At 58.8% G+C, this 25163-nt stretch carries 20 protein-coding genes; 2 read left to right on the top strand and 18 right to left on the bottom strand.

Annotated features, from left to right (window positions below; all coding sequences use genetic code 11):
- Positions 1-9: 9 nt before the first annotated feature.
- Genes yacG through pilB form a run of 5 tightly spaced genes read right to left on the bottom strand, consistent with a single transcriptional unit; the run spans position 10 to position 4621 of the window.
- Positions 10-210 (bottom strand): DNA gyrase inhibitor YacG, encoded by a 201-nt coding sequence (gene yacG / locus ACYZTS_RS11510; RefSeq protein WP_028623372.1) that lies wholly within the window; start codon positions 208-210, stop codon positions 10-12.
- Positions 207-830 (bottom strand): dephospho-CoA kinase, encoded by a 624-nt coding sequence (gene coaE / locus ACYZTS_RS11515; protein WP_461995968.1) that lies wholly within the window; start codon positions 828-830, stop codon positions 207-209. The genes yacG and coaE overlap by 4 nt, the downstream gene beginning before the upstream one ends.
- Complete coding sequence (locus ACYZTS_RS11520; protein ID WP_461995970.1) at positions 827-1699, bottom strand: prepilin peptidase; 873 nt, start codon at positions 1697-1699, stop codon at positions 827-829. Before ACYZTS_RS11520 ends, coaE begins: the two co-directional genes overlap by 4 nt.
- 1 nt (position 1700) lies before the next feature.
- Positions 1701-2918, bottom strand: a complete 1218-nt coding sequence (locus ACYZTS_RS11525) for a type II secretion system F family protein (RefSeq protein ID WP_028623375.1) — start codon at positions 2916-2918, stop codon at positions 1701-1703.
- 2 nt (positions 2919-2920) lie between these two features.
- Entirely contained in the window at positions 2921-4621 is a 1701-nt protein-coding gene (gene pilB / locus ACYZTS_RS11530) for a type IV-A pilus assembly ATPase PilB (protein ID WP_461995972.1), read from the bottom strand.
- Positions 4622-4848: 227 nt separating this feature from the next.
- Here pilB and ACYZTS_RS11535 point away from each other — a divergent pair, with 227 nt between their 5' ends.
- Both ACYZTS_RS11535 and ACYZTS_RS11540 read left to right on the top strand, forming a co-directional pair.
- Positions 4849-5262 carry a pilin gene (locus ACYZTS_RS11535; RefSeq protein ID WP_461995974.1) on the top strand — a complete coding sequence of 138 codons (414 nt, stop codon included), beginning with the start codon at positions 4849-4851 and terminating at the stop codon, positions 5260-5262.
- Between the two features lie 303 nt (positions 5263-5565).
- Positions 5566-5919, top strand: coding sequence for a BON domain-containing protein (locus tag ACYZTS_RS11540; protein ID WP_028623378.1), 354 nt, complete (start codon positions 5566-5568; stop codon positions 5917-5919).
- 270 nt (positions 5920-6189) lie between these two features.
- On the opposite strand, the gene ACYZTS_RS11545 is transcribed toward ACYZTS_RS11540, so the two are convergent.
- The 13 genes from ACYZTS_RS11545 to ACYZTS_RS11605 all read right to left on the bottom strand — a co-directional run bounded on the left by ACYZTS_RS11545 (position 6190) and on the right by ACYZTS_RS11605 (position 25150).
- The gene (locus ACYZTS_RS11545) at positions 6190-6486 is read right to left on the bottom strand and encodes a DUF2845 domain-containing protein (RefSeq protein ID WP_461995976.1); all 297 of its coding nucleotides are present in this window, start codon (positions 6484-6486) and stop codon (positions 6190-6192) included.
- Positions 6486-9437: a DUF748 domain-containing protein gene (locus ACYZTS_RS11550; protein WP_461995978.1), complete on the bottom strand. Its 2952-nt coding sequence runs from the start codon at positions 9435-9437 to the stop codon at positions 6486-6488. The genes ACYZTS_RS11545 and ACYZTS_RS11550 overlap by 1 nt, the downstream gene beginning before the upstream one ends.
- A gap of 93 nt (positions 9438-9530) precedes the next feature.
- Positions 9531-10547, bottom strand: a complete 1017-nt coding sequence (locus tag ACYZTS_RS11555) for a class I SAM-dependent rRNA methyltransferase (RefSeq protein WP_461995980.1) — start codon at positions 10545-10547, stop codon at positions 9531-9533.
- A gap of 89 nt (positions 10548-10636) precedes the next feature.
- Positions 10637-11506 (bottom strand): oxygenase MpaB family protein, encoded by an 870-nt coding sequence (locus tag ACYZTS_RS11560; protein ID WP_028623382.1) that lies wholly within the window; start codon positions 11504-11506, stop codon positions 10637-10639.
- Positions 11507-11654: 148 nt separating this feature from the next.
- Positions 11655-13592 carry an acetate--CoA ligase gene (gene acs, locus ACYZTS_RS11565; RefSeq protein ID WP_461995981.1) on the bottom strand — a complete coding sequence of 646 codons (1938 nt, stop codon included), beginning with the start codon at positions 13590-13592 and terminating at the stop codon, positions 11655-11657.
- 169 nt (positions 13593-13761) lie between these two features.
- Complete coding sequence (pgi, locus tag ACYZTS_RS11570) at positions 13762-15426, bottom strand: glucose-6-phosphate isomerase (protein ID WP_028623482.1); 1665 nt, start codon at positions 15424-15426, stop codon at positions 13762-13764.
- Positions 15427-15813: 387 nt separating this feature from the next.
- Positions 15814-16674 carry a pantoate--beta-alanine ligase gene (panC, locus tag ACYZTS_RS11575; RefSeq protein ID WP_461995983.1) on the bottom strand — a complete coding sequence of 287 codons (861 nt, stop codon included), beginning with the start codon at positions 16672-16674 and terminating at the stop codon, positions 15814-15816.
- The gene (gene panB / locus ACYZTS_RS11580) at positions 16671-17471 is read right to left on the bottom strand and encodes a 3-methyl-2-oxobutanoate hydroxymethyltransferase (RefSeq protein WP_461995984.1); all 801 of its coding nucleotides are present in this window, start codon (positions 17469-17471) and stop codon (positions 16671-16673) included. The genes panC and panB overlap by 4 nt, the downstream gene beginning before the upstream one ends.
- A gap of 366 nt (positions 17472-17837) precedes the next feature.
- Complete coding sequence (folK, locus tag ACYZTS_RS11585; protein WP_461995986.1) at positions 17838-18323, bottom strand: 2-amino-4-hydroxy-6-hydroxymethyldihydropteridine diphosphokinase; 486 nt, start codon at positions 18321-18323, stop codon at positions 17838-17840.
- 2 nt (positions 18324-18325) lie between these two features.
- Positions 18326-19726, bottom strand: coding sequence for a polynucleotide adenylyltransferase PcnB (locus tag ACYZTS_RS11590; RefSeq protein WP_461995988.1), 1401 nt, complete (start codon positions 19724-19726; stop codon positions 18326-18328).
- An 850-nt stretch (positions 19727-20576) separates the two neighbouring features.
- Positions 20577-22013, bottom strand: coding sequence for a sigma-54-dependent transcriptional regulator (locus ACYZTS_RS11595; protein WP_461995989.1), 1437 nt, complete (start codon positions 22011-22013; stop codon positions 20577-20579).
- Between the two features lie 22 nt (positions 22014-22035).
- Positions 22036-24990, bottom strand: a complete 2955-nt coding sequence (locus ACYZTS_RS11600) for a sensor histidine kinase (RefSeq protein WP_028623025.1) — start codon at positions 24988-24990, stop codon at positions 22036-22038.
- Positions 24974-25150, bottom strand: coding sequence for a hypothetical protein (locus ACYZTS_RS11605; RefSeq protein WP_003176118.1), 177 nt, complete (start codon positions 25148-25150; stop codon positions 24974-24976). The genes ACYZTS_RS11600 and ACYZTS_RS11605 overlap by 17 nt, the downstream gene beginning before the upstream one ends.
- Positions 25151-25163 lie beyond the last annotated feature (13 nt).

Genomic DNA, 25163 nt, shown 5'->3' on the forward strand with positions numbered 1-25163 from the left:
ATGACGCGGTCAATGACGCGGTTCGAAGTCTTCGCTGAACAGATCGTCTTCGGCGTCCGGGCTGACCGGGATCTTGTGTTCTTCCGAGGCCCAGGCGCCCAGGTCGATCAGTTTGCAGCGATCGGAACAGAACGGCCGGAACGTGCTGTTTGGGGTCCATTCGACCGGGGCGCCACAGGTTGGGCATTCGACGGTTGGGGTTTGGCTCATGACTGGCCTCCACGCAAAGTAAGGTAAAAGTGATGCAGACGCTCGATCTCGCTGTGCAGCCAGGCGAGGTCGCGGTCATTGACCACCACATCGTCGGCATGGCTCACGCGATCCTGGCGGCTGGATTGCGCCTTGAGGATCGCTTGGACCTGTTGCTCGCTGGTCTGGTCACGTTGCAAGGTGCGCTCAATCTGCAGTTGTTCGGGGGCGTCGATCACCAGCACGCGCTGGGTCATGCTGTGCTGGCCGGACTCGATCAGTAGCGGCGACACCAGAATCGCGTAAGGCGATTGTGCCTTGCCCAGATGTTCGACGATTTCTTCAGCGATCAGCGGATGCAGCAGCGCTTCGAGCCACAAGCGCTGTTCCGGCACTTCAAAAATCAGTTTGCGCAGGGCCGCGCGATCCAGCTGGCCATTGCCTTGCAGCACGCCGGGACCGAAATGTTCGGCGATTTTCGCCAGCGCCGGACGGCCCGGCTCGACCACCCAGCGCGCTGCGTGATCGGCGTCCACCACGTGCACACCAAGGCTGATGAAGTGCTCGGCGGCCGCGCTTTTGCCGCTGCCGATGCCGCCGGTGAGGCCAAGAATCCAGGGGGTTTTCACAGGGGTTTTCATTGCAAACCGACAAACTGCCAATAGAAGGCGGTTATTTGACCACCCCAGAGCAAGGCAATCCAGCCGGCAATGGCCAGATAAGGTCCAAAAGGGATCGGCGTCGAGGTTTGCGCGTTACGCAGGCGCAGCATGATCAGGCCGATCACGGCACCCACCAGTGAAGACAAAAGCAGCGTCAGCGGCAAAATCTGCCAGCCGCCCCAAGCGCCCAACATCGCCAGCAGCTTGAAATCGCCATGGCCCATGCCGTCCTTGCCGGTGATCAGCTTGAACACCCAGAACACCGACCACAAGGCCAGATAACCGGCCACTGCGCCCCACAAGGCTTCCGTCAGCGGCACGAACAGCCCGAAACTGTTGACGATCAGGCCGAGCCACAACAGCGGCAGCACCAGCACATCCGGCAGCAATTGATGCTCGGCGTCGATCAGGCTCATCGCCAACAGGCCCCAGGTCAGCAACAGCACCATCAGCGCCGGCCAGCCGAAACCGAAATGCCAGGCCACGAACCCCGACAGCACGCCGCACGCCAGTTCGGTCAGCGGATAACGCTGGCTGATGGACGCTGCGCACCCCGCACAGCGTCCGCGCAGAAACACATAACTGACCACCGGGATGTTTTCCCACGCGCGGATACGATGGTCGCAATGCGGGCACTGTGAGTGCGGCAACAGCAGGTTGTAGGTCGGCAGCGCGGGCTCGGCGGGCAAACCGAGAATGTCGAGGGCTTGCTCGCGCCACTCACGGGCGAGCATCTTCGGCAGACGCCAGATCACCACGTTAAGGAAGCTGCCGACCAGCAGGCCAACGATGCAGGCAATAACGATGAAGGCCAGCGGATAGACAGTCAGGATTTCATTCAAAGGCATGTCAGATCGCTGAGCCGAGTTGGAAGATAGGCAGGTACATCGCAACCACCAGACCGCCGACGATGACGCCGAGGACCACCATGATGAAGGGCTCCATCAGGCTGGTGAGGTTGTCGACCATGTTATCCACTTCGGCCTCGTAGAAACTGGCGACCTTGTCGAGCATGTCATCCAGTGCGCCGGACTCTTCGCCAATGGCTGTCATCTGAATCGCCATGTTGGGAAAGATCCCCGAGGTGCGCATGGAGAAATTCAGCTGCATGCCCGTCGACACATCCTGTTTGATGCGCAACACCGCGCGCTTGAAGACGATGTTGCCGGTGGCACCCGCTACCGATTCCAGCGCCTCCACCAGCGGCACGCCGGCGGCGAACGTGGTCGAGAGGGTGCGCGCATAGCGAGCCACGGCAGACTTGTACATCAGCGTGCCAACCAGCGGAACTTTCAGCATCCAGGTGTCGGTGCGGTCCCTGAAGGCCTGGGACTTCTTGAAGGCATGCCGGACGCCGAATATCGCCGCGATCAGCAGGCCAAGGATCACCCACCACCATTCCTGCAGAAACTCCGACAGGCCGATGACCATTACGGTAAAACCCGGCAGTTCCGCGCCAAAACCCTTGAACACCGATTCGAACTGCGGCACGACCTTGACCAGCAGGATCCCGGTCACAATAATCGCCACAAACACCACCGCCGCAGGGTAGGTCATCGCCTTCTTGATTTTGGCCTTGAGGGCTTCACTTTTTTCTTTATAAGTGGCGACGCGCTCCAGCAGGGTATCGAGCGCACCCGCCTGTTCACCGGCGTCGACGAGGTTGCAGTAGAGCTCATCGAAATATTGCGGATTTTTGCGCAAGGCTGCGGCGAAGCTGTTGCCTGCCGCGACCTCCTGTTTGACCTCGTCGACCAGTTTGCGCATGGCCGGGTTGTCGAAGCCTTCGCCAATGATGTCGAACGACTGCAACAGTGGCACGCCGGCTTTCATCATGGTCGCCATCTGCCGGGTGAACAGGGCGATGTCCTGAGCTTTGATGCGTTTGCCCAGGCTCAGGATCGACGCGGACTTCTTGCGCACCTTGCCCGGGTTGATGCCTTGCTTGCGCAGTTGCGCCTTGATCAGCGCCGGGCTCTGACCGGTGAGCTCGCCGGCCATTTTTGTGCCTTTCTTGTCCGTACCTTCCCAGCTGTAAACACTGATTTTTGCTGCTTTGACCGCCATGTTCAATCCTTGGTAACCCGGTTGATTTCCTCAAGGCTGGTGATGCCTTGCATGGCCTTGATCAGCCCGGACGTGCGCAGGTCGTTGAAACCGTCCTTGCGCATCTGAATATCGATTTCCAGTGAATTGCCCTCGGCCATGATCAAGCGTTGCAGGTCCGGCGTGTTCTTCACCACTTCGTAAATCCCCACACGTCCTTTATAGCCACCGTTGCAGTGATCGCAGCCGACTGGCTCATAAATGGTGAACGAGCCGAGAAGCTGCTCGGGGAACCCTTCCTTGATCAGCGCTTCGCGGGGGATGTCGATGGGTTTCTTGCAATGGCTGCACAGTTTGCGGGCCAGACGCTGGGCAATGATCAGCGTGACCGAGGTGGCGATGTTGAAACCCTGAATGCCCATGTTGTGCAGACGGGTCAGGGTTTCGGCGGCGCTGTTGGTGTGCAGGGTCGATAACACCAGGTGACCGGTCTGCGCAGCCTTGATCGCAATCTCTGCGGTTTCCAGGTCGCGGATCTCACCGACCATGATCACGTCAGGATCTTGACGCAAAAATGAGCGTAACGCCTGGGGAAAGCCCAGCCCCTGTTTGGGATTGACGTTGACCTGGTTGATGCCTTCCATGTTGATTTCCACCGGGTCCTCGGCCGTGGAGATGTTGATGTCCACGGTATTGAGGATATTCAGGCCGGTGTAGAGCGAGACGGTCTTACCCGAACCGGTAGGGCCGGTGACGAGGATCATGCCCTGCGGCTGTTTCAGGGCGGCCATGTACAGATCTTTCTGGCCGGGCTCATAGCCGAGCGCGTCGATACCCATCTGCGCGCTGGTGGGGTCGAGGATCCGGATCACCACTTTTTCGCCCCACAGGGTCGGCAAGGTGTTGACCCGGAAGTCGATCGACTTGCTCTTCGACAGACGCATCTTGATTCGCCCGTCCTGAGGTTTGCGCCGCTCGGAAATATCCAGGCTGGCCATGACCTTCAGGCGCGCGGCAATACGCGCGGCCAGCTGGATCGGCGGCTTGGCCACTTCACGCAGCATGCCGTCGGTGCGCATCCGCACGCGGTAGGTTTTTTCGTAAGGTTCGAAGTGCAGGTCGGAAGAGCCGCTTTTGATGGCGTCGAGCAACATCTTGTGGACGAAGCGCACCACCGGTGCGTCATCGGCATCCTGCCCGGCGATGGATTCCTGGCGGTTGTCGTCGTCCGACTCGATGTTCACGCCATCAAGGTCGACATCGGCCATGTCTTCGAGGCCGGTGCTTTGGTTGTCGAAGAACTTGTCCAACGCGTCCGAGAGCTTGTCGTCCTCGACCAGAATGGCTTCGGTACCGAGCCCGGTGCTGAACTGGATATCGTTGATGGCCTGAAGATTGGTCGGGTCGGAAACGCCGACGAACAGCTTATTGCCGCGTCGCCACAGGGGCAGCGCGTGGTGCTGGCGGAGCAGTTTCTCACTGACCAGGCCTGTGGGCTGGGACTCTTTGTCGAGGCAACTGAGGTCCAGCAACGGCATGCCGAAATGCTCCGAGGCGATCTCGGCCACCTGGCGGCTGCCCACCAGTTTGTTCTGCACCAGATAACTGATCAGGGAGGTTTTGCTGCGCTGAGCTTGCTCATACGCCTGTTGTGCGCTTTTTTCAGTGATCAGTTCGGCCAGGACCAATTGCTTGGCCAAGCCGCTTAGGGCGATATCGTTCATGGGGATTCCGGACGCAAACTATGCATGACTTATAGCGTAGTCAACCGGCGGAGCCAAACCATGGATGCCGAGGTGACAAAAATTGTCAGAAAGTGCGGACGGTGGGGGTAGGAAAGGGCGCTCTGAGGTTTTTCGCGCGCGGCCGACTGCGGGTAACGGCTTTGGCATGAGCTGTGCTTTGGGCTAATCAGATCATGGGATTTTGACTCATGCACCGGAGCTTGTTAATGAACACACAGAAAGGTTTTACCCTTATCGAGCTGCTGATCGTGGTGGCGATTATCGGGATTTTGGCGACGTTTGCTTTGCCGGCTTATTCGAAGTATCAGGCTCGGGCAAGCGTGACGGCGGGGCTGGCTGAGATTTCTGCCCTTAAGGTGCCATTTGAGCAACTTATGAATGACGGCACTGGAGTGAAAGATGTGGCGGCATTAGGTGGCCTTGCCACGACCCCAAACTGCGCGGTGACTGCATCCGGGACAGCTGCTGACGGTAAAGGAACGATCGTTTGCACAATCGCTAATGCGCCAGCTCCGGTAGGCGGGAAAACAATCACATTGACACGCGCGGCTGAGACTGGCTGGGCGTGTACGACTGCAGTGACGCAGGAATACGCTCCTAAAGGCTGTGACGGTGCATAGACGGGATGTGTTGAATGAACCGCCTCAATGAGGCGGTTTTTTATTTCTGAAACATTGGCTAGCAGCAAAACAGAAATTCCCGCAAATTCATGGCCTTACGCCCACCCCAAATCCCGCAACTTGCATGTCGATAATTTCCAACTCATGCAAAATGCATGATTCCGAAAATCAACCTTCTCCATAACCTATTGATTTATAACAAATAAAATCCTGTCTCAAAGTTGGCACACCCTTCGCAACATACCCAGTAACCCTGCTGACAACACACGCAGCAGACTTTAAAGAAAAACAGGAGTTACTCGTATGAAGAAGTTCGCTATCGCTGCCGCTACTGCTACCGCGCTGACCCTGACCATGGCCAACGCTGCCTTCGCCGCCACTCAGGCATCCCAGGCTCCAATGGTTCTGGCCGCCGGTGAAGTGACTGAAGCAAAAGAAGTTACCTCCGACACCTGGATCACCACTAAAGTCAAAGCTGATCTGGTTACCGAAAAAGGCATTCCTGGTACCGACATCAAGGTAGAAACCAACAAAGGCGTTGTTTCCCTGTCGTCGACTACTGCAGTGACTGATTCGCAAAAAGACGTTGCAGTCGCTATTGCCAAGAAGATCAAAGGCGTTAAAGCGGTCTCCGCTGACGGCCTGAAATCCGAGTAAGTTAAGACTTCTCGCCTGAACCGGGAGAAGGCGCGGTAGACGAGCCGAGTCATACGTCTACCGCAACTGAGAGTTCATGCGACGGCCACAAGGATTGTGGCCATTACAGGCCCCTGACATTCGTGTCCGGGGCCTGTTCTATTGTGGGCAACGCAAAACCTGTAATTGGATGGACTCGCCCAAGCCGAGGCGTCAATGCGCCACGGTGGCAGTCTAAACAGCCATCGACAGCGAGGGCGAGTCCATCCAATTACAAAAGCGCTCGGTGGCTCAATTGCCGCGGTTGCTGGTGATTCGCTTCAGGCGATTACCTTCGAACCGCAGGTACTGATACATCCCGCCGTTCGGACCGTAAGTCCATTCCTCGACCTGAAACTCTTCCCGCCGGTTGGCGCTGCGCTTGTAGCCCAGCACATCGCGACTCACTGGCTCTCCGCATTTGTGCAGAACCTCGCCCGAGCGATCGCCGACGCTGACCAAGTGGCTACCGCAACGCAACGTATTGGCGGCCATCGTATGACTGGCGGCAACACTCAGTATCAAGCCCAACACAAAACGTTTGATCATCACTCGGCATCCAGGTGCAATGGCGTAACCACGCGGCCATCGCTCTCGGGTTCACCGAGGCTGGAGTCGATGAAGTACACGCGGTCGTCAGCCAGCTGACCTTTGTCGACCAGATAATCCTTGATGCTGCTGGCACGGTCCTGACCGAGCTGGCGCAGCAAGACTTCGCTGGAACTCCAGAACGCGATCACACCCTCACGCATTTTCGCCGTGCGCTCTTCCTTGCCAAGGTCCTTCCATTCTGCCGGTGGCTGGGTTTTCAATCGGGTGCGGTAGATGCCTTCCAGCAACGCACCTTTCTCGCCCTCGGGCACCTCCAGTAATGACGCTTGCGCCGGTACTTTGTCGCCGCGACGCTGGAGCATTTTGTAGTAGTTGTACTGGTATTCGCGTTCCAGGCGCTCGTTGGCAATCAGCGGGCCGTCGCTGCGAGCAGCGGCAGTGCCTTCAATTTCCAGACGCAGGGTAGGACGTTCTTTCAGCGCCTGTGAAAGTTTGATCAGCGAACCCTCGGCATCCTTGTTCAATTCGCTGGAACCGGCCGCAAACGACACCGTGCCCAGGTCTTCCGAACCGCCGCCCCTGACCAGACCACCTATCATCTTGAACGGCGCCGCAGCGGCTTTGACGATCAGATTGCGCAGGGTCTGCCAGACAATCGGCATGACGCTGAACTGCGGATTGTTGAGGTCGCCAGTGACCGGCAACTCGATGGAAATCTTGCCGTCGACATCCTTGAGCAGAGCGATGGCGAGCTTCAGCGGCAGGCTGGTGGCGTCGGGGCTGTCGACCTTTTCACCCAGTTGCAGCTGTTCCACCACCACTTTGTTTTCGGCTTTGAGCTGGCCTTTGGTGATCATGTAATGCAGGTCGAGATTGAGCCGACCCTTGCGGATGCGGTAACCGGCGAATTTGCCGGAGTAGGGCGTCAGCGTGGTCAGTTCTACACGCTTGAAACTGGTGGCGATGTCGAGGCTGGCCATCGGGTCGAACGGATTGACCGCGCCCTTGATGGTCACCGGTGCATAGCGGTCGACCTTGCCTTTGATGTCCACCGTCGCCGGTTTTGCCTGGCGGCTGTCGATGGTGCCGATCTGGCCATTGAGCTGTTGCACGGCCGTGGCGAAATTCGGCGTCAGGCTGAAGTCGGCGAAATTCGCCGAACCGTCATTGATGGCAACACCGCCCACGTGAATACCCAGCGGTTTTTCCCGGTTGGCGGGTTTGCCTGCGGTCGTCTTGGCGGTTGAATCCGCCGGCTGCGGAATCAGCAGATCATCGACGTTGGTGGTGCGGTCGTCGTTGATCATGAAGCGCACATAGGGCTGGAACAGGTTGACCTTGGCAATCGTCAGGCTGTCGCCGTGCTGGTAATTCAAGCCTTCGAGCACCAGTTGCTGCCACTTGAGAAAGTCGCGGGTTTTCAGGGTGTCGAGGGTGTGCAGTTGATCAACCTGGGCTTTGCCGGTGACGCTGAATGCCAGCGGCTCGGTGCTTTTCAGGTCCACCGCCAGATCACTGCCGAGCATGCCGCTGCGCAGCTCGAGGCGGATAAACGGATTGATGTAGGACTGTGCGATCCGCAGGTCGATGTCGCGGGTTTGCACGTTCAGTCTGGCACTGACCGGGGCCAGATTAACCTGACCGTCTGCCATCAGTTTGCCTTGCTTGCCCACGCCAGTGTCGAGCTTGAGCGCGAAGGGCGAACCGTTGAGACTGTCGAAATTCTGCAAATCAAGATTCAGCGGGCCGACATCCAGCGCCACCACGGGCTGCGCTTTGCGGTCTTCCAAATGCACTTGGTAGTCGCGCAACTGCACGTCTTTAAGCAGCACTTGCCACGGTTTGCTCGGTGGCGTCGGTTCTGCCGCAGGTGAATCGGCGGCGGCCGGCGTGTCGACCGGTTCGGCGTTGGCCTTGGCGGCCTCTTTGGACGGTTGGCTGGCAAACAGTTTTTGCCAGTCGAGTTGCCCGTCCGCTTCGAGCGCTGCCCAGGTTTCCAGTTTCTGGCTGCGGATCTTGCCAACGATCACTTGCTGCTTCGCCAGATCGACGCTTGTTTCGCTGAGGTCCAGGCGTGCAAGCCTCGCCAGTGGGCGGCCATCCGGCGCCTTGATGGCGAACGGTGCAACGTTGAGCGCGACGTTGCTCAGCAGCAGTTCGGTTTTCTTGGACAGGTTCAGCTTGTAGTCGGTGCTGAGGCTGAAGACGCCGTCCTCAAGCACCAATGGCACAGCGTCACGCACATAAGGCCAGAAGGATTTCATTTTGCCGTCGGTAATCTTCAGCTTACCCTCGGAGGCGATCGGGATCAGGCTGAAATTGCCGGTCCAGTCGATCTTGCCGCCTGCCGGGCCGATGGCCACCAGCGTCATGTCGGCGCTGTCTTCAGGCAAGGTGCTGAGATTATTCAGTTCGAAATCGAGCTGGTCGTAGAGAAACTCGATCGGTTCGCTCGGGCGTTCATCCTTGAAGTGCACGGAACCGTCGGCCAGTTTGATGCGCTCGATGCGCAGCGGGAACGGTTTGGCGTCCGGGTCGGCAGGGGTTGGCTCGCTGGCGGGCACTTTGAACAGCCCCAGCAGATACAGCTTGCCGTCCTTGCCGAAGAGGATTTCGGTTTTGGATTTGTCGAGCTCGATGTCGGACAAATGCAGCGCTTTGGTCCAAAGGCTGTCGAGCTGCAGATTCGCGTACAGCCGTTCGAAGCCGATCTGCTCTTTGCCCGGCTCGCCGACCACCAGACCCCACAAGGTGACTTCAAGGCTGAAGGGGTTGATTTCGATCCGTTGAAGTGTCGCGGGCGTCGTCGCGTAGTTGGCCAGTTGCTGATTGGCCACACGCAACGCGATGCCCGGCAAAATCAGAAAACCCAACAGGCTGTAGAGGGCCAGAGCAGTCAACAGTGCGCCGAAAGCGCGGATCAATCCTTTGGGCATGTGCGGCTTCATCTGTCTGAATCGGAATGCCTTGGAGTATGGCACGCGAATCCGGTTCCGAAGCCACCTTGCGTTATAGGATTTATCTGAAAGTTTCTCTGGTTTTCACAGCTGCAGGATCAGGGTTTTCAGCGGCGGTTGTTGATCCATTGACGGGAAATCGCCGCCCGGCTTCATCACCGTCCACTCACGCACTGGCCGTCCGGCTTTCTCTGCGCAACGCAAAACCTGCTCGCGCCAGTCGTCCATGCTGACTTTCGCCAAATTGTTGCAGCAGATCAGCACGCCGTTGTCAGCGGTGGTCAGCAGTGCCGGTTTGAGCAGGCTTTGATAGTCGCGCAACAGGTCGACTGTGCCGAACGCGCTCTTGGCCCAGGCCGGAGGATCGAGCAGCACCAGATCGTACTGACGTTGTTCGAGGCGCTGATAACTTGGCAGTTTTTGCCCGCGACGCTGGCTGATCGGCAGGCCGGCGAGTTGGCGGATCGCCGGAAAATAGTCCGACTGGATGAACTGCATGGTCGGCAGCTGCGGGTTGAGCAGCCCGTTCTCGCGACCGACGGCGAGATTGCCCTCGGCGAAATCCAGGTTGCACACCTCACTCGCCCCCCCCGCTGCTGCGCTGAGGCCAACGCCACAGGTGTAGGCAAACAGGTTCAGCACGCTTTTGTTCTTGCTGTGCGCCTTGACCCAGCCGCGCGTGTTGCGCAGGTCGAGGAACAGCAGCGGGTCCTGACCGGCATGGCGTCCACGGACGCGGTAATTCAAACCCCATTCGTGCGCGATCAGGTCTTGCAGCGCGGCCTGGTCGGCGCGGTAGACGCTGTCATCACGGTCAATGCGCGAATTGCCTCGTGAGCGATCGTTGTAGACCAGCAGGGTTTCGAGGCCCAGTTGCTGATTGACGATGGCGTGCAACTGCAAGAGATCGTTCAGTTCGAGCGACTGGTGAAAGCTTTGCACCAACAGTTGCGGGCCGTAACGGTCGATGGTCAGGCCGCCGGCGCCTTCCTGGCTGCCGTGGAACAGGCGGTAGCAATCGGTGCCTTGCTGATGCAGTTCGGCAAGCAGGTCCTGGCGATGATCGAGGGCGGCGCGCAGCGCCTGATTCAAGGAAGACATGCTGGGCGCCTTGCAGGAGGGAATTTGGCGCGGGAGTTTAGCAGTTACTGAGCTTCAAGCTTCAAGCTTCAAGCTTGCAGCTCTGAGCGTCAGCTCAGCCCCATCCGCCGTCGCGCCCGTTGCACCGAACCATTACGAACCGCCCAGCGCAGCATCGGCGCGCTGCGGTTGACGCTGGCGCGGATCATTTTGCGTTGCAGCAGATTTTGCCTGACGCCGAGCATGTCGCTCGCCCAGTCCGGCAGCAAATCGATCCCGGCCTGCATCATCAGACCGCCGAACGGCTTGGCGAGACGACTCGGCGCAGGCGCATTCAGCAGCAGTCGCAAGACTTCGCGGCTGCGCGCATCGCACAGCAGTTGCGGACGGATTCGTTCAAGGTAATCGGCAATTTGCTGCCGCGAGCGTGGCACATCACGGGCGCCGAGGCGTTCGGCAATCAGGGCGATTTCGTCGTAATAACGGTCCTGATCGTCGAGCGATAAATCCGGATTGCGATAACGCAGATGCGCCGCCATAAAGTTGCTGACTTCGGCCACATGCACCCAGGTCAACAGGTCTGGATCACTGGCCGCATAAGTCCGCCCATCCGGCGCTGTGCCGGTGACCTGCAAGTGAATGGTGCGCACTTTCTCGATCAACCAGTCGGCATCCTGGCGCGAGCCGAAGGTAGTGCCTGAAATGAACTGCCCGGTGCGGCGCAACCGACCGAGCATGTCCTCGCGAAAATTCGAATGGTCCCAGACCCCGGCCAGTGCGAGCGGATGCAGGGCCTGGAGCATCAACGCACTGATGCCGCCGATAAGCATGCTGCTGAAATCACCGTGGATTTGCCAGCTCACCGAATCGGGGCCGAACAGGCCGGGATCGCCTTTGGGGTTTTCCAGATCAAGCTTGCCGAGGGATAGACCAGTGAGGCTCATGACCTGGGTTTCGATGCGGCTGCGGATAAATTCCATGGCGACTCTGTGGTGAAAAATAGAAGCTCCCTGTAGGAGTGAAGCTTGCTCGCGATAGGCTCAAGCGCGCCGCGTTCCTCAGGAAACCGGCGTTACCGTTCACGTCCATCGCGAGCAGGCTCGCTCCCACCGGGGAGCTGCGTACAGATTATTGATTCAAACGTTTATCCACCAGGTCCTGCACCACGCTTGGATCAGCCAGCGTAGACGTGTCCCCCAGTGTATCGAGCTCGTTGCAGGCAATCTTGCGCAAAATCCGCCGCATGATCTTGCCGGAACGGGTTTTCGGCAAGGCCGGCGCCCACTGAATCAGGTCCGGCTTGGCGAAACTGCCGATTTCCTTGCTGACGTGAGCCAGCAATTCCTTCTTCAACTCGTCATTGGGCTCGGTGCCGTTCATGGGGGTGACGAAGGCGTATATGCCTTGGCCTTTGACGTCATGGGGATAACCGACGACGGCGGCTTCAGCGATGCTGTCATGCACTACCAGCGCACTTTCCACCTCGGCGGTACCGATGCGGTGCCCGGAAACGTTGATCACGTCGTCGATGCGCCCGGTGATCCAGTAATCGCCATCCTCGTCGCGACGAGCACCGTCACCGGTGAAATAGTAGCCGGGGTAGGGTTTGAAATAGGTGTCGACCATCCGTTGCGGATCGCCATAAACGCTGCGAATCTGCGCTGGCCAGCTGGATTTGATCGCCAGCACGCCACTGCCGGCGCCTTTGATTTCCTTGCCCGTTTCATCCAGCAGCACCGGTTGCACGCCGAACATCGGTTGCGTGGCGCAGCCGGGTTTGATTCGCTGAGCGCTGACCAATGGGCTGAGCATGATGCCGCCGGTTTCGGTCTGCCACCAGGTGTCGACGATTGGGCAACGCTGTTCGCCGACCGCGTTGAAGTACCAGTCCCACGCTTCGGGGTTGATCGGTTCACCGACGCTGCCGAGTAATCTGAGGCTGGCGCGGGACGTTTCCTTCAGCGGTTCGGCACCTTCGCGCATCAGTGAGCGCAGGGCGGTCGGCGCGGTGTAGAAGATATTCACGTGGTGTTTGTCGATGACCTGCCAGAAGCGCGAGCTGCTCGGGTAGCTCGGCACGCCCTCGAAGATCAGCGTGGTAGCGCCATTAGCCAGCGGACCATAGACGATGTAGCTGTGACCGGTGACCCAGCCGACGTCGGCGGTGCACCAGAACACTTCATCGTCGCGGTAATCGAGTACGTATTTGAAGGTCATCGCCGCTTGCAACAGGTAACCGCCGGTGGTGTGCAGCACGCCTTTGGGCTTGCCGGTGCTGCCGGAGGTGTAGAGGATGAACAGTGGATCTTCTGCGTCCATCGGCTCGGGCGGGCAATCGTCGCTGACGTCGCGCAGGGCTTGGTGATACCAGATGTCCCGGCCTTCGAGCATGTTCACTTCGCCCTGTGTGCGCTCGACGACAATCACGGTGCTGACGTTCGGGCAGCTCTCCAGTGCTTTGTCGACCTTCTCTTTGAGCGGAACAAATTTGCCGCCGCGCACGCCTTCATCGGCGGTGATCACGGTGCGGCAGTCTGCGTCGAGAATGCGGTCACGCACCGAGTCCGGGGAAAAACCGCCGAACACCACCGAATGCACTGCGCCAATGCGAGTGCAGGCGAGCATCGCGTACGCGGCCTCGGGGATCATCGGCACGTAAATGCACACGCGGTCGCCTTTCTTCACGCCACGGCTTTTCAGCACATTGGCCAGTCGGCAGACGTGGTGATGGAGTTTTTTGTAGGTGATTTGCGCGGATTCGGCGGGGTCGTCGCCTTCCCAGATGATTGCGATCTGATCGCCGCGTTTTTCCAGGTGGCGGTCTATGCAGTTGTAACTGACATTCAGCTTGCCGCCGGCGAACCAGCTGGCTTCGCCCGTCTTCAGGTTATAGCGCTGGACGGTGTCCCAAGGCTTGCTCCAGTCGAGAAACCGGGTGGCCTGTTCGGCCCAGAAGGTGCTGGGATGCTCGATGGACTGGCGATACAGACGCTGATAGTCGTCTTGACTCAAATTCGCAGCCCGGCGGACGGCATCGGCTTTGGGGAACGTGCTGATATCGAACATGACGGTTCCTTATTCTTGTTTTTCGACAAGAGGGGAGCTACGCGACCCTCGTAGGAGCCGGCTTGCTGGCGAAAGCGGTGTATCAGTCAATACAAATGTCGACTGACAAACCGCTTTCGCCAGCAAGCCGGCTCCTACAAGGTTAGTACCCCGTAGGAACGGCGTCAGATCATCCGCGGTGACGGCTGCGGAAGAAGTTGATCAAACCCTGGGTAGACGCATCATCCGCCGGGGACTCTTCGCTGCCGACCAGGCGGTTGTAAACACCTTTGCCCAGGTCTTTGCCGAGTTCCACGCCCCACTGATCGAAGGCGTTGATACCCCAGACCACGCTTTGCACGAAGACTTTATGTTCGTACATGGCCACCAGCGCACCGAGGCGGCGCGGGCTGATGCGCTCGACCACCAACGTGTTGCTCGGGCGGTTGCCGGGGATGACCTTGTGCGGTGCAATCTTGTGCACCTCTTCCTCGCTCAAGCCCTTGTCGCGCAGTTCTGCTTCAGCTTCTGCCAGCGTCTTGCCCAACATCAATGCCTGACTTTGCGACAGGCAGTTGGCGTACAGCCACTGGTGGTGATCGGACACCGGGTTGAAACTGACGATCGGCACGATAAAGTCGGCGGGAATCACTTGAGTGCCTTGGTGCAGCAGCTGGTGATACGCGTGCTGACCGTTGCAGCCGACGCCACCCCAAATGACCGGGCCCGTGTCTGTGGACACTGGCGTGCCGTCCTGACGCACGCTTTTGCCATTGGACTCCATGTCCAGTTGCTGCAAGTGTTTGGTGATGTTACGCAGGTAGTGGTCATACGGCAGGATCGCGTGACTCTGCGCACCCCAGAAGTTGCCGTACCAGACACCGAGCAACGCCAGCAGCACCGGCATGTTCTGTTCAAAAGGCGCGCTCTGGAAATGCTGGTCCATGGTGTAGGCACCGGACAGCAGTTCCTTGAAGTTGGACATGCCGATGGCCAGAGCAATCGGCAAACCGATCGCCGACCACAGCGAGTAACGCCCGCCGACCCAGTCCCACATCGGGAAAATGTTTTCTTCACGAATCCCGAAGGCTACGGCTGCCGCGTTGTTGCTGGAAACGGCGATGAAGTGACGATACAGCTCGGCTTCCGAACCGCCCTGAGCCAGGTACCAGACGCGAGCGGCCTGGGCGTTCTTCAGGGTTTCGAGGGTGTTGAAGGACTTCGACGAGACGATGAACAGCGTGGTCTCGGCGCGCAGCTTCATGGTCAGCTCGTGGAACTCACTGCCATCGATGTTCGCCAGGTAATGGCAGCGCACGCCTTTCTGGGCGTAGGACAACAGCGCTTCGGAGACCAGCTCCGGGCCGAGGAAAGAACCACCGATGCCGATGTTCACCACGTCGGTGATCGGCTTCTCGGTGTAACCGCGCCACAGACCGTCGTGAATGCGGCCTACGAGGTCGGTGATCTGGTTCAGTACCTTGTGTACTTCGGGCATCACGTTGACGCCGTTGACCGACAGTTTGTCGCCCACCGGGCGGCGCAGTGCGGTGTGCAGGGCCGGACGACCTTCGGAAGAATTGACGATTTCGCCGTCGAACAGCGCTTTGATCGCGCCCTGCAGATCAACTTCGTTGGCCAGACCCACCAGCAAATTGCGAGTCTCGGCGTTGATCAGGTTTTTCGAATAATCAAGAAACAGGCCGCAACTGCTAAGGGTGAACTGGGTAAAGCGCTGCGGATCGGCATTAAAGGCTTCGCGCATGCTGAAATCCTGCATGGCTTGGCGGTGATCTTTCAACGCCTGCCAGGCGGGCAGGGCGGTCACATCGTGAGGAGTGCGGTAATACGCCATCGCTGCGGGTTTCCTTATTACTTGAACGGCTTTTGAACACTAAAAATCCCGGTGCGCTGCAGTGAGCGTCCGGTCAACTGCGTCGACACGAATTCATGGCACAGGGCGAATACAGTAAACCTCGCGCTGCGATCTGTCTTGACTTTGTCAGACCCGACGGCAGTACTTTTTTATACATCAGCTCGGGAACGGTCCGACAAACGGGGAAATGGTTTTGAATGGAGGGCATTTTGCCGGACGGCCTGAGGCGGCAACAAGGCGCGAAGTTGTGCAATCCCATTTAGGAGCGAAGCTTGCTCGCGAACGCGTCGTGTCAGCCGACGCAGATGTCGAATGTCACTGCCTCTTCGCGAGCGAGGTTCGCTCCTACAAAATGGATTGCGTATTTCAAGCTGGTGCGTCGAGATTCAGGTGCAGGTTATCGATCAACCGCGTGGTGCCGAGAAACGCCGCCACCAGGATCACCAGATCGCGATCTTCCGCCGTGGCCGGGCGGAGGCTCAGCGCATGACGAATCTCCAGATAGTCAGGACGCAAGCCTGCTGCCTCCAGCTTCTGCAACTGCCCACTCACCAATGCCGGAAAGTCGCGGTCACCTTGCTTGATCGACTCGGCAATCGCGTTCAATGCGCGATACACCACCGGCGCAGTCGCCCGCTGTTCTTCGCTGAGGAAGCCATTGCGAGAGGACAATGCCAAGCCATCCGCCGCACGCACCGTCGGCTCGCCAATGATTTGCACCGGCATGTTCAGGTCATGCACCAGTGCGCGGATCACCGCCAGTTGCTGAAAGTCTTTCTGGCCGAAAATGGCCAGGTCCGGCTGAACCATGTTGAACAACTTGCTGACCACGGTAGCCACCCCCTCGAAGTGCCCGGGACGGCTCGCACCGCACAGACCTTCGGAAAGTTGCGGCACGCTGACCCGAGTCTGCCCGGCCATGCCGTCGGGGTACATTTCTTCGACCGTAGGCGCGAACAGCAGGTGGCATCCGCCCTGCAGCAGTTTTTCCTGGTCCGCCGTCAGGGTGCGCGGATATTTGTCGAGGTCTTCGCCGGCGCCGAATTGCAGCGGATTGACGAAAATACTCGCGACCACGAAATCAGCCCGTTGGCTGGCCTTGGCGATCAGCGCGATGTGCCCGCTGTGCAGGTTGCCCATGGTCGGGACGAAGGCGATACGTTTGCCTTCGCCACGGGCGCGGGCCACGGCGGCTCGCAATTCGCGAACGGTTTTGACGGTGTTCATGCGGAGAATCCGTGTTCGGTACCCGGGAAAGTAACGGCTTTGACTTCGGAAACGTAGGCGCCCAGTGCCGCCTGAATGCTCTGCTGCCCGGCCATGAAGTTCTTGACGAATTTCGGCACCCGGCCAGTGATCGACAAGCCCAGCATGTCGTGCAAAACCAGCACCTGGCCATCGGTGGCGCTGCCAGCGCCGATGCCGATCACCGGAATCTTCACCGCTTGCGTGATCTCTTCGGCGAGTTCGCTCGGTACGCACTCAAGCAACAGCATTGCCGCGCCGGCCTGTTCGAGGGAAATCGCGTCGGCACGCATCTGCCGTGCCTGGTTTTCGTTGCGACCCTGGACTTTGTAACCGCCCAGAATGTTCACCGACTGCGGCGTCAAACCCATGTGCGCGCACACCGGGATGCCGCGCTCAGCGAGCAAGCGGATCGAATCTGCCAGCCACAACGCACCTTCAACCTTGACCATGTGCGCACCGGCCTGCATCAGCAAGGCGCTGTTGGTCATCGCTTGTTCGGTGGTGGCGTAGGCCATGAATGGCAGATCGGCGAGGATCAACGCGTCGGTGTTACCGCGTTTCACCGATGCAACGTGGTAGGCCATTTCGGCCGTGGTCACTGGCAGCGTGCTGTCGTGACCCTGCAACACCATGCCGAGAGAGTCGCCCACCAGCAACACCTCGACGCCCGCCTCGTTACAGGCATGGGCGAAGGTTGCGTCATAGCAGGTCAGCATGGTGATTTTTTCACCTTTTTGCTTGAGACCTTGCAGCGTGGTCAGGGTGATGGCTGGCATGAAAAGTTCCTCGTTCAGGCGCTGTTGACACTACTGCGAGTAACGCGCGTGATTCTTCGTGAAATACAGGCGCACGGTCTGATGTCGTGCTTTTAAGGCCTGAATTGCGCCCTTGAATGCCGTGTTGGCGGCAGCGGGACGCCTATAGTCGTGAGGAGGACTCGGGAAGTCAATTGCGTGTGTTACCGGGTTGTTACGTGGGGGGTGTTACCGGAGTAACTGATGCGATTCAGCAAACGCAGATCGTATGCTCGGCACGATTCACTGTGGGAGCTAGCCTGCTCGCGATTGCGGTGTGTCATCAGCAGCTTTATTGAATGACACACCGCAATCGCGAGCAGGCTAGCTCCCACAGGGATTTTTTTTTCAATTCGGCGGGAGCCGTTCCACGCCGACAAACGGGCAGTCGGCGAGAAGGGATTCAAGGCTGCGGCCATCGGCCAGTTGCAGATCAGCAGGTGCCAGTTCGGCCAGCGGATACAGAACGAAGGCGCGTTCCTGCATATGGTAGTGAGGGATTTTGAGGCGCGGCTCGTCGATCAGACGATCCCCGAACAGCACAATGTCGAGGTCCAGCGTGCGCGGCCCCCAACGCTCGATGCGCTCGCGGCCCTGTTCGTTTTCGATGGCTTGCAGCGCATCAAGCAGGTCCAGTGGCGCGAGTTCGCTGTCGAGTGCAGCAACCGCGTTGGTATAGCGGGGCTGGCCCGGCAGGAGCGAGTCGCTCTGATAAAAGCCGGACACGCCGATCAGTTCAGTTTGCGGCAACCGGGCCAGCGCCTGGACGGCGTTTCGCAGTTGTTCAGCCGGGTCAGCCAGATTACTGCCCATGCCGATATAGATGCGTTCCATGCTTACTCGCCCGTGGCACTCGGGGCGCCGGCGGTGCGTTTGCGCTTGGCGCCGCCGCTGCGACGACGTTTGCGTGGTGCGCCGGTGCCATCGTCCTTGCCGCTGAGGTCGCGAATCATGTCGCGGCGCTCGCTGTCGTTGGCGTCCTGATAATCCGTCCACCACTCGCCGAGCCCGTCAGTCTGCTCGCCAGCGCTTTCGCGCAGCAGCAGGAAATCGTAACCGGCGCGGAAGCGCGGGTTGTCCAGCAGCAAGTCTGCGCGTTTGCCACTGCGACGAGGCAGACGTTCCTGCATGTCCCAGATTTCGCGAATCGGCATGGTGAAACGTTTCGGAATCGCAATGCGCTGGCACTGCTCCGCGATCAACTCATGCGCTGCCTCCTGCATCGCCGGAATCGGCGGCATGCCGCGTTCCTGCAGGCGCAATACGCGAGCGGGAAGCGCAGGCCACAACAGAGCGGCAAACAGGAAGGCCGGGGTTACCGGTTTGTTCTGCTTGATGCGCAGATCGGTGTTGCTCAACGCTTCACTGATCAGTGTGTGGGTGTAGGTCGGATTGTATTCGAGCGCTTCGGCACTGGCCGGGAACAGCGGATCGAACAACTGCAGGTCGACCAGCATTTCGAAGGTGTCGGCCGCATGCCCGGAAAGGAACAGCTTGAGCACTTCTTCGAAGAGGCGAGCCGAGGGGATCTCGCGCAGCATCGGCGCCAGTTCACGGATCGGCGCGGCGCTGTGTTTTTCGATGCCGAAATTGAGCTTGGCAGCGAAGCGCACGGCCCGCAGCATGCGTACCGGATCTTCCTGATAGCGCTGCTTGGGATCGCCGATCAAACGGATCAGGTGATTGCGGATGTCGTGTACGCCGTTGGCGTAATCGAGAATGCGCTCACTGACCGGATCGTAATACAGGGCGTTGATCGTGAAATCACGGCGCTGCGCGTCTTCTTCCAGCGTGCCGTAAACGTTATCGCGCAGAATGCGTCCGCTCTCGTTGCGGGAAGACTGACTGCTGTCTTCCTCTTCATCGTTTTGCGGATGATTGGCGCGGAAAGTCGCGACTTCAATGATTTCGCGGCCGAAATGGATATGCACCAGTTTGAAACGGCGGCCGATGATCCGTGCGTTGCGGAATTCCGCACGCACCTGCTCAGGCGTAGCGCTGGTTGCAACGTCGAAATCTTTTGGAGTGATGCCCAGCATCATGTCACGCACGCACCCGCCGACCAGATAAGCCTGGTAACCGGCGTTCTGCAGGCGCTCGACAATGTTCACCGCGTAACGGCTGAATTGGCCTTTTTGCAATGAATGCTGGCCGCTATTAAGCACTTCAGGCGTGCTGCGGATGTGTTGCGTATGACGCTTGGGAGAACGGAATGACTGGAACAACTTCTTCAGCATGGGATGCACTGTTTGAAGGAATGTTCGGCCATAACCAAGAATGACCGCATGATGGGCGGGGATTCTAGCATTTAGTCAGGGGATGGTGTAGGACACTGCGCAAGTGCGTGAAGGACGTGTCTACGGCTGGGCTTTGTAGCCGCTGTCGAGCCTGCGAGGCTGCGTAGCAGTCGCACTGACCGATTTCACCGATACCCCGTGTGCATGATTTTACGACTGCTTCGCAGCCGGACGCAGCCTCGCGCTGCTCGGCAGCTGCTACAAGGGCGTAATGTGAAATCACAGAAACTACAAGGGGAGCCGAAGCTCCCCAAGAAAGTAGTTGCATGCTCTGTTTTTATTTTTGATTCGGGCTTTTTGTTTTTGTTAAGTGCCCGCGTCATGAAGTTTCCTTCGTGACCCTCCCAATCGGGAGTCAAGAGCAAACGGATTGCTTTGGTCGCTGTGCTGCAGTGATCTTGCGATCCAACCAGTTCAGGCTCTGTCTCAGGACAGTTTTTGTTGTTCTCGGCCTGGTCGTGGGGCTAGCCCCAAATACAACGCCTCTCCAAAAGAATCAGTTAGCTGCGCCTCTCGCCGTCTTGTTTTTATTGTGCGTGAGTCGATTCGTCTTATTTTTATTGTCTTGTGCATTGCTTGTTATTGTTCTTGTACCAAACATATAGCAGGGTGCGTGCCAACATTTGTGATGCCCAGCAAAACAAGGGGTTACGTTGCCTGAGTGGCTATTTCATGGCATAAAAAAACCGGGGCTTCGTTACCGTAAGCCCCGGCTTTTGTTACGCGAAAAATGTGAGGTAACAGTTTCTGCGCCCAATCACCTGTTACCCGCACAGTGTTCAGGTGACATTCAGCTTTCGCTGGCCACCCCGGTCTTGCGCCGAGGAATGCCCAAGCGCTGCCGACGTTCCCACAAGCATTTGCGACTGACACCGAGTTTGCGGGCCAGCTCGGTTTCGGTCATGTGGTCTTGATGCTCAAGGACGAAATGCTGGAAATAGTCTTCCAGTGAAAGGTCCTCGGTCGGCTCGTGGCTATTGTTGCCGGTGTTGCTGCCTTGTTGCGGTGGCAGGCCAATGAAATCCTCGTCGTCCAGATCGCTCAGCTCGATGTCGATGCCCAGCAACTCGGCGGAAATCTCCGGGCTTTCGCACAGAATGACCGCACGCTCGACCGCATTTTCCAGTTCGCGCACGTTGCCCGGCCAGGAGTAGTGACGGATTGCCTGCTCGGCGTCCGGGGCAAATTTCAGATCGGTGCGGTTGACCCGCGCGCTTTGCCGCGCCAGGAAGGCATTGGCAATTTCGTTGACGTCGGCACCGCGCTCGCGCAAAGCCGGCAATTTCAAAGCGATGACGTGCAGACGATAAAACAAGTCCTCGCGGAACTGGCCGATCTTCGCCAGGCTCTTGAGGTCGCGGTGCGTGGCCGCGATCAATCGCACATCGACTTTTTGCGACTGCACCGAACCCACGCGGCGAATCTCGCCTTCCTGCAATACGCGCAGGAGGCGGGCCTGGGCCTCCAGTGGGAGTTCACCGATTTCATCGAGGAACAGCGTGCCGCCGTCCGCCGCTTCAACCAGTCCGGCGCGCCCGGCACTGGCGCCAGTGAACGCGCCTTTCTCGTGGCCGAACAATTCGGATTCGATCAGGCTTTCCGGAATCGCTGCACAGTTCACCGAAATCATCGGCGCCTTGGCGCGTTTGGACAAATTGTGCAGAGCGCGTGCCACCAGCTCTTTACCGGTACCGGACTCACCCTGGATCAGGACATTGGAATCGGTCGGCGCGACTTTGCGGATCTTGCTGTAAAGATCCTGCATCGGTGGGCACGAACCGATGATGCCAATTTCGCCATTGCTGTTATCTGCACCCGCTTTCGCTGTGCCATTCACGGCTTTACCGATGACCGGTTCGCCGCCCGCTGGCGTCGCTTGCCGATCACGCAGAATGCGCGAAACAGCCTGAAGCATTTCATCATGGTCGAAAGGCTTGGCGATGTAATCGACTGCGCCCATCTTCATCGAGTCGACCGCCGAGCGCAGACTGGCATAGCTGGTCATGATCAGCACCGGCGTACCCTGGCCGAGTTTGATCAACTCGGTGCCCGGTGCGCCAGGCAGACGCAGGTCACTGACGATCAGGTCGAACGTAGGAATGGTGAAGCGTTCTTGTGCTTCCTGCACTGAACCGGCTTCGCTGACCTGGTACTGGTTACGTTCCAGCAGTCGGCGCAAGGCGGAGCGGATAATTGTTTCGTCTTCGACGATCAAAATGTGCGGCATTGATTCGATACTCTCGACGGTCTCAGTTCACAGCGGACGTCGCTTCGACATGACGCGGCAAGGTCACCCGGATACGGGTGCCGCGTTGGCTTTGAACATCAGCCGGGCTGTCGATGGTGATTTGTCCATAATGCTCTTCAACGATGGAATAGACCAGTGCAAGGCCCAGACCGGTGCCTTCGCCAGGATCCTTGGTGGTGAAGAAAGGTTCGAACAATCGGTCCATGATGTTCTTCGGAATACCGCTGCCTTCGTCTTCGACGATCAGATCGACCGTGTGTTCGCCGGCTTCGCTTTTGACCCGCACGGCACTGCCGGGAGGCGAGGCGTCACGGGCATTGGAGAGCAGATTGATCAGCACTTGTGCGAGACGTTGTGGGTCGCCTTCGACCCAATGATCGGGATCGCACAGGTTGTAGAACTGCACTTCGAAATTGCGCCGGTTCAGGGCCAGCAGGCCGATCGCGTCCTGCGCCACTTCGGCCAGACAGACGGGCTCGTCGTTCTGCTGATGACTGCCGGCATGGGCGAAACTCATCAGCGACTGAACGATGCGCGAGACGCGTTTGGTCTGCTCGAGAATCTGCCCGCTGATTTCCCTCAGCTCGCCATCGTCCTCGCGTTCTTCGCGCAGATTCTGCGCCAGGCAGGCAATGCCGGTGATCGGGTTGCCGATTTCATGGGCCACGCCCGCCGCCAGTCGGCCGATGCTGGCCAGACGTTCGGAGTGCACCAGTTTGTCTTCGAGCATCTGCGTTTCAGTCAGGTCTTCGACCAGGAGCACCAAACCACTGTTACCCGGCGCGAGCGGTTCGTCGATCGCGGCCTTGTGCAGGTTGAGCCAGCGGGTCTGGCCATCCAGCGCCAGATGCTGTTTGTGCAGATGTTCGTCCGGCAGATTGATGAAGCCCTGCAGCAATTCTTTCCACGGGTCGGCAATGGTGCTCAGGCGCGAACCGACCACCCGTTGCGCGGCAATCCCGGTCAGCTCCTCCATGGCTTTGTTCCACATGAGGATTTCCTGATCCTTGGCCAGCGAGCAGACACCCATCGGCAACTCTTGCAGGGTCTGGCGGTGGTAGCGGCGCAGGGCATCGAGTTCGGCGGCAAGACCGGTGAGGCGCGAGTGGTAGTCCTCGAGCCGGCTTTCGATAAAGTGGATGTCTTCAGTGACGTAGTTTTCTCCGCCGGCTTTATAAGGCAGGAAAGTCTCAACCATGTCCTGCGCAACGCTTGGGCCCATCAGGCCGGACAGGTTGGCTTCGATGCGGTCGCGCAAACGACGCAGGGCGTACGGCCGACGCTCGTCGAACGGCAGATAAAGGTCGCGCAACGCTTGCTCGACTTCCTTCTGCGCAGCCTTGGCGCCCAAAGGTTTGGCCAGTTGCGTGGCGAATTCCTGCGGCGAGGCGGCGTGCAGCTCGCGACGTTGCGGGCGGCGCACATTGTCGACCGCACAGGCTTCAGCGGCGCTGGCCTCTTCCGGGCTGGCATTGGTGAACAGTGAAATCAACGTGAACATCAGCACGTTGGCCGCCAGCGAAGCAATTGCAGCCATGTGCCAACTGGTGTCGTCGAGCACGTAAATCATGTTCAGCAGCGGAATGTAAAAGCCCTGCAGATTGCCGACCAGCGGCAACAGCATAGTCACCAGCCACACCAGAATGCCCGCCAGCAAACCGGCGATGAAACCGCGACGATTGGCGGTCGGCCAGTACAGAACCGAAAGCACGCCCGGGAGAAACTGCAGAGTGGCGACAAAGGCGACGATGCCGAGGTTGGCCAGGTCCTGTTCCGCGCCAAGCATCAGGTAGAAACCGTAGCCGGCCATGATGATCGCGACGATCAGCGCCCGGCGGGTCCATTTCAGCCAGCGATAGATATTGCCTTCGGCCGGCGGCTGATAGAGCGGCAGCACCAGGTGGTTCAGTGCCATGCCGGACAGTGCCAGGGTCGTCACGATGATCAAGCCGCTGGCGGCCGATAACCCGCCGATATACGCCAGCAATGCCAGTGCTTTGCTGTTGGCGGCGATACCGATCCCGAGGGTGAAGTATTCCGGATTGGTCGTGGCGCCAAGTTTCAGGCCCGCCCAGAGAATCAGCGGCACTGCCAGACTCATCAGCAGCAGAAACAGCGGCAAGCCCCAGCTGGCGCTGACCAGCGAGCGCGGATTGAGATTCTCGGTAAACGTCATGTGATACATGTGCGGCATCACGATCGCCGAGGCGAAGAACACCAGCAACAGCGTGCGCCACGGACCTTCCTGCAGCGGTGTGTGCAACGCAGCGAGAGCGGTCTGGTTCTGCAGCAGCCACAGCTCGAGCTGTTGCGGACCATCAAACACGCCGTACAACGCATACAGGCCAACGCCGCCGATGGCGATCAGCTTGATCACCGATTCGAAAGCAATCGCAAACACCAGCCCTTCATGTTTCTCGCGAGTGGCGATGTGGCGTGAGCCGAAGAAAATCGTGAACAGCGTGATCAGTGCGCAAAAGCTCAGCGCCACGCGATGCTGCACCGGCTCGCGGGTAAGGATGCCGATTGAGTCCGCCACCGCCTGAATCTGCAAGGCCAGCAACGGCAGCACACCGATCAGCATGAAGATCGTGGTCAGTGCTCCGGCCCAGGTGCTGCGGAACCGGAAAGCGAACAGATCGGCCAGCGAAGAGAGTTGATACGTGCGGGTGATTTTCAGGATTGGATAAAGCAACACCGGCGCCAGCAGAAATGCGCCGGACACCCCGAGGTAACTCGATAGAAAGCCGTAACCATATTGATAGGCCAGACCCACGGTGCCGTAAAACGCCCAGGCACTGGCGTAAACCCCCAGCGACAAGGTGTACGTCAACGGGTGACGAATGATCGCTCGGGGGATCATGCCCCGTTCGCTGATCCAGGCGACGCCGAACAGCACCGCCAGATACGCGGCGCTGATCAGGATCATCTGGGTCAGGCTAAAGCTCATCGGCATCTTTTTGGCTCTGCAGGATGAAGGTCACGACAATCAGAATCAGCCAAAGCAGATACGGGCGATACCAGGCGCCCGTGGCGTCAATCCACCAATCCATGATGGCCGGGGAAAACAGGTAAATCCCCACTACCAGAAGCAGGACCAAGCGATAGATGTACATCCCGGCCTCTCTT

This window comes from Pseudomonas sp. TMB3-21, assembly GCF_054898145.1.

Coding starts and splice junctions, on each gene's coding strand:
- ACYZTS_RS11555 (WP_461995980.1), bottom strand. CDS start 10,547: ATGTCTTCCTTGAATCAGGCGCTGCGCGCCGCCCTCGATCATCGCCAG.
- ACYZTS_RS11560 (WP_028623382.1), bottom strand. CDS start 11,506: ATGGAATTTATCCGCAGCCGCATCGAAACCCAGGTCATGAGCCTCACT.
- ACYZTS_RS11545 (WP_461995976.1), bottom strand. CDS start 6,486: ATGATCAAACGTTTTGTGTTGGGCTTGATACTGAGTGTTGCCGCCAGT.
- ACYZTS_RS11525 (WP_028623375.1), bottom strand. CDS start 2,918: ATGGCGGTCAAAGCAGCAAAAATCAGTGTTTACAGCTGGGAAGGTACG.
- pgi (WP_028623482.1), bottom strand. CDS start 15,426: ATGGCGTATTACCGCACTCCTCACGATGTGACCGCCCTGCCCGCCTGG.
- ACYZTS_RS11605 (WP_003176118.1), bottom strand. CDS start 25,150: ATGTACATCTATCGCTTGGTCCTGCTTCTGGTAGTGGGGATTTACCTG.
- ACYZTS_RS11600 (WP_028623025.1), bottom strand. CDS start 24,990: ATGCCGATGAGCTTTAGCCTGACCCAGATGATCCTGATCAGCGCCGCG.
- ACYZTS_RS11550 (WP_461995978.1), bottom strand. CDS start 9,437: ATGAAGCCGCACATGCCCAAAGGATTGATCCGCGCTTTCGGCGCACTG.
- ACYZTS_RS11590 (WP_461995988.1), bottom strand. CDS start 19,726: ATGCTGAAGAAGTTGTTCCAGTCATTCCGTTCTCCCAAGCGTCATACG.
- panC (WP_461995983.1), bottom strand. CDS start 16,674: ATGAACACCGTCAAAACCGTTCGCGAATTGCGAGCCGCCGTGGCCCGC.
- acs (WP_461995981.1), bottom strand. CDS start 13,592: ATGTTCGATATCAGCACGTTCCCCAAAGCCGATGCCGTCCGCCGGGCT.
- ACYZTS_RS11520 (WP_461995970.1), bottom strand. CDS start 1,699: ATGCCTTTGAATGAAATCCTGACTGTCTATCCGCTGGCCTTCATCGTT.
- ACYZTS_RS11535 (WP_461995974.1), top strand. CDS start 4,849: ATGAACACACAGAAAGGTTTTACCCTTATCGAGCTGCTGATCGTGGTG.
- pilB (WP_461995972.1), bottom strand. CDS start 4,621: ATGAACGATATCGCCCTAAGCGGCTTGGCCAAGCAATTGGTCCTGGCC.
- ACYZTS_RS11540 (WP_028623378.1), top strand. CDS start 5,566: ATGAAGAAGTTCGCTATCGCTGCCGCTACTGCTACCGCGCTGACCCTG.
- coaE (WP_461995968.1), bottom strand. CDS start 830: ATGAAAACCCCTGTGAAAACCCCCTGGATTCTTGGCCTCACCGGCGGC.
- folK (WP_461995986.1), bottom strand. CDS start 18,323: ATGGAACGCATCTATATCGGCATGGGCAGTAATCTGGCTGACCCGGCT.
- panB (WP_461995984.1), bottom strand. CDS start 17,471: ATGCCAGCCATCACCCTGACCACGCTGCAAGGTCTCAAGCAAAAAGGT.
- ACYZTS_RS11595 (WP_461995989.1), bottom strand. CDS start 22,013: ATGCCGCACATTTTGATCGTCGAAGACGAAACAATTATCCGCTCCGCC.
- yacG (WP_028623372.1), bottom strand. CDS start 210: ATGAGCCAAACCCCAACCGTCGAATGCCCAACCTGTGGCGCCCCGGTC.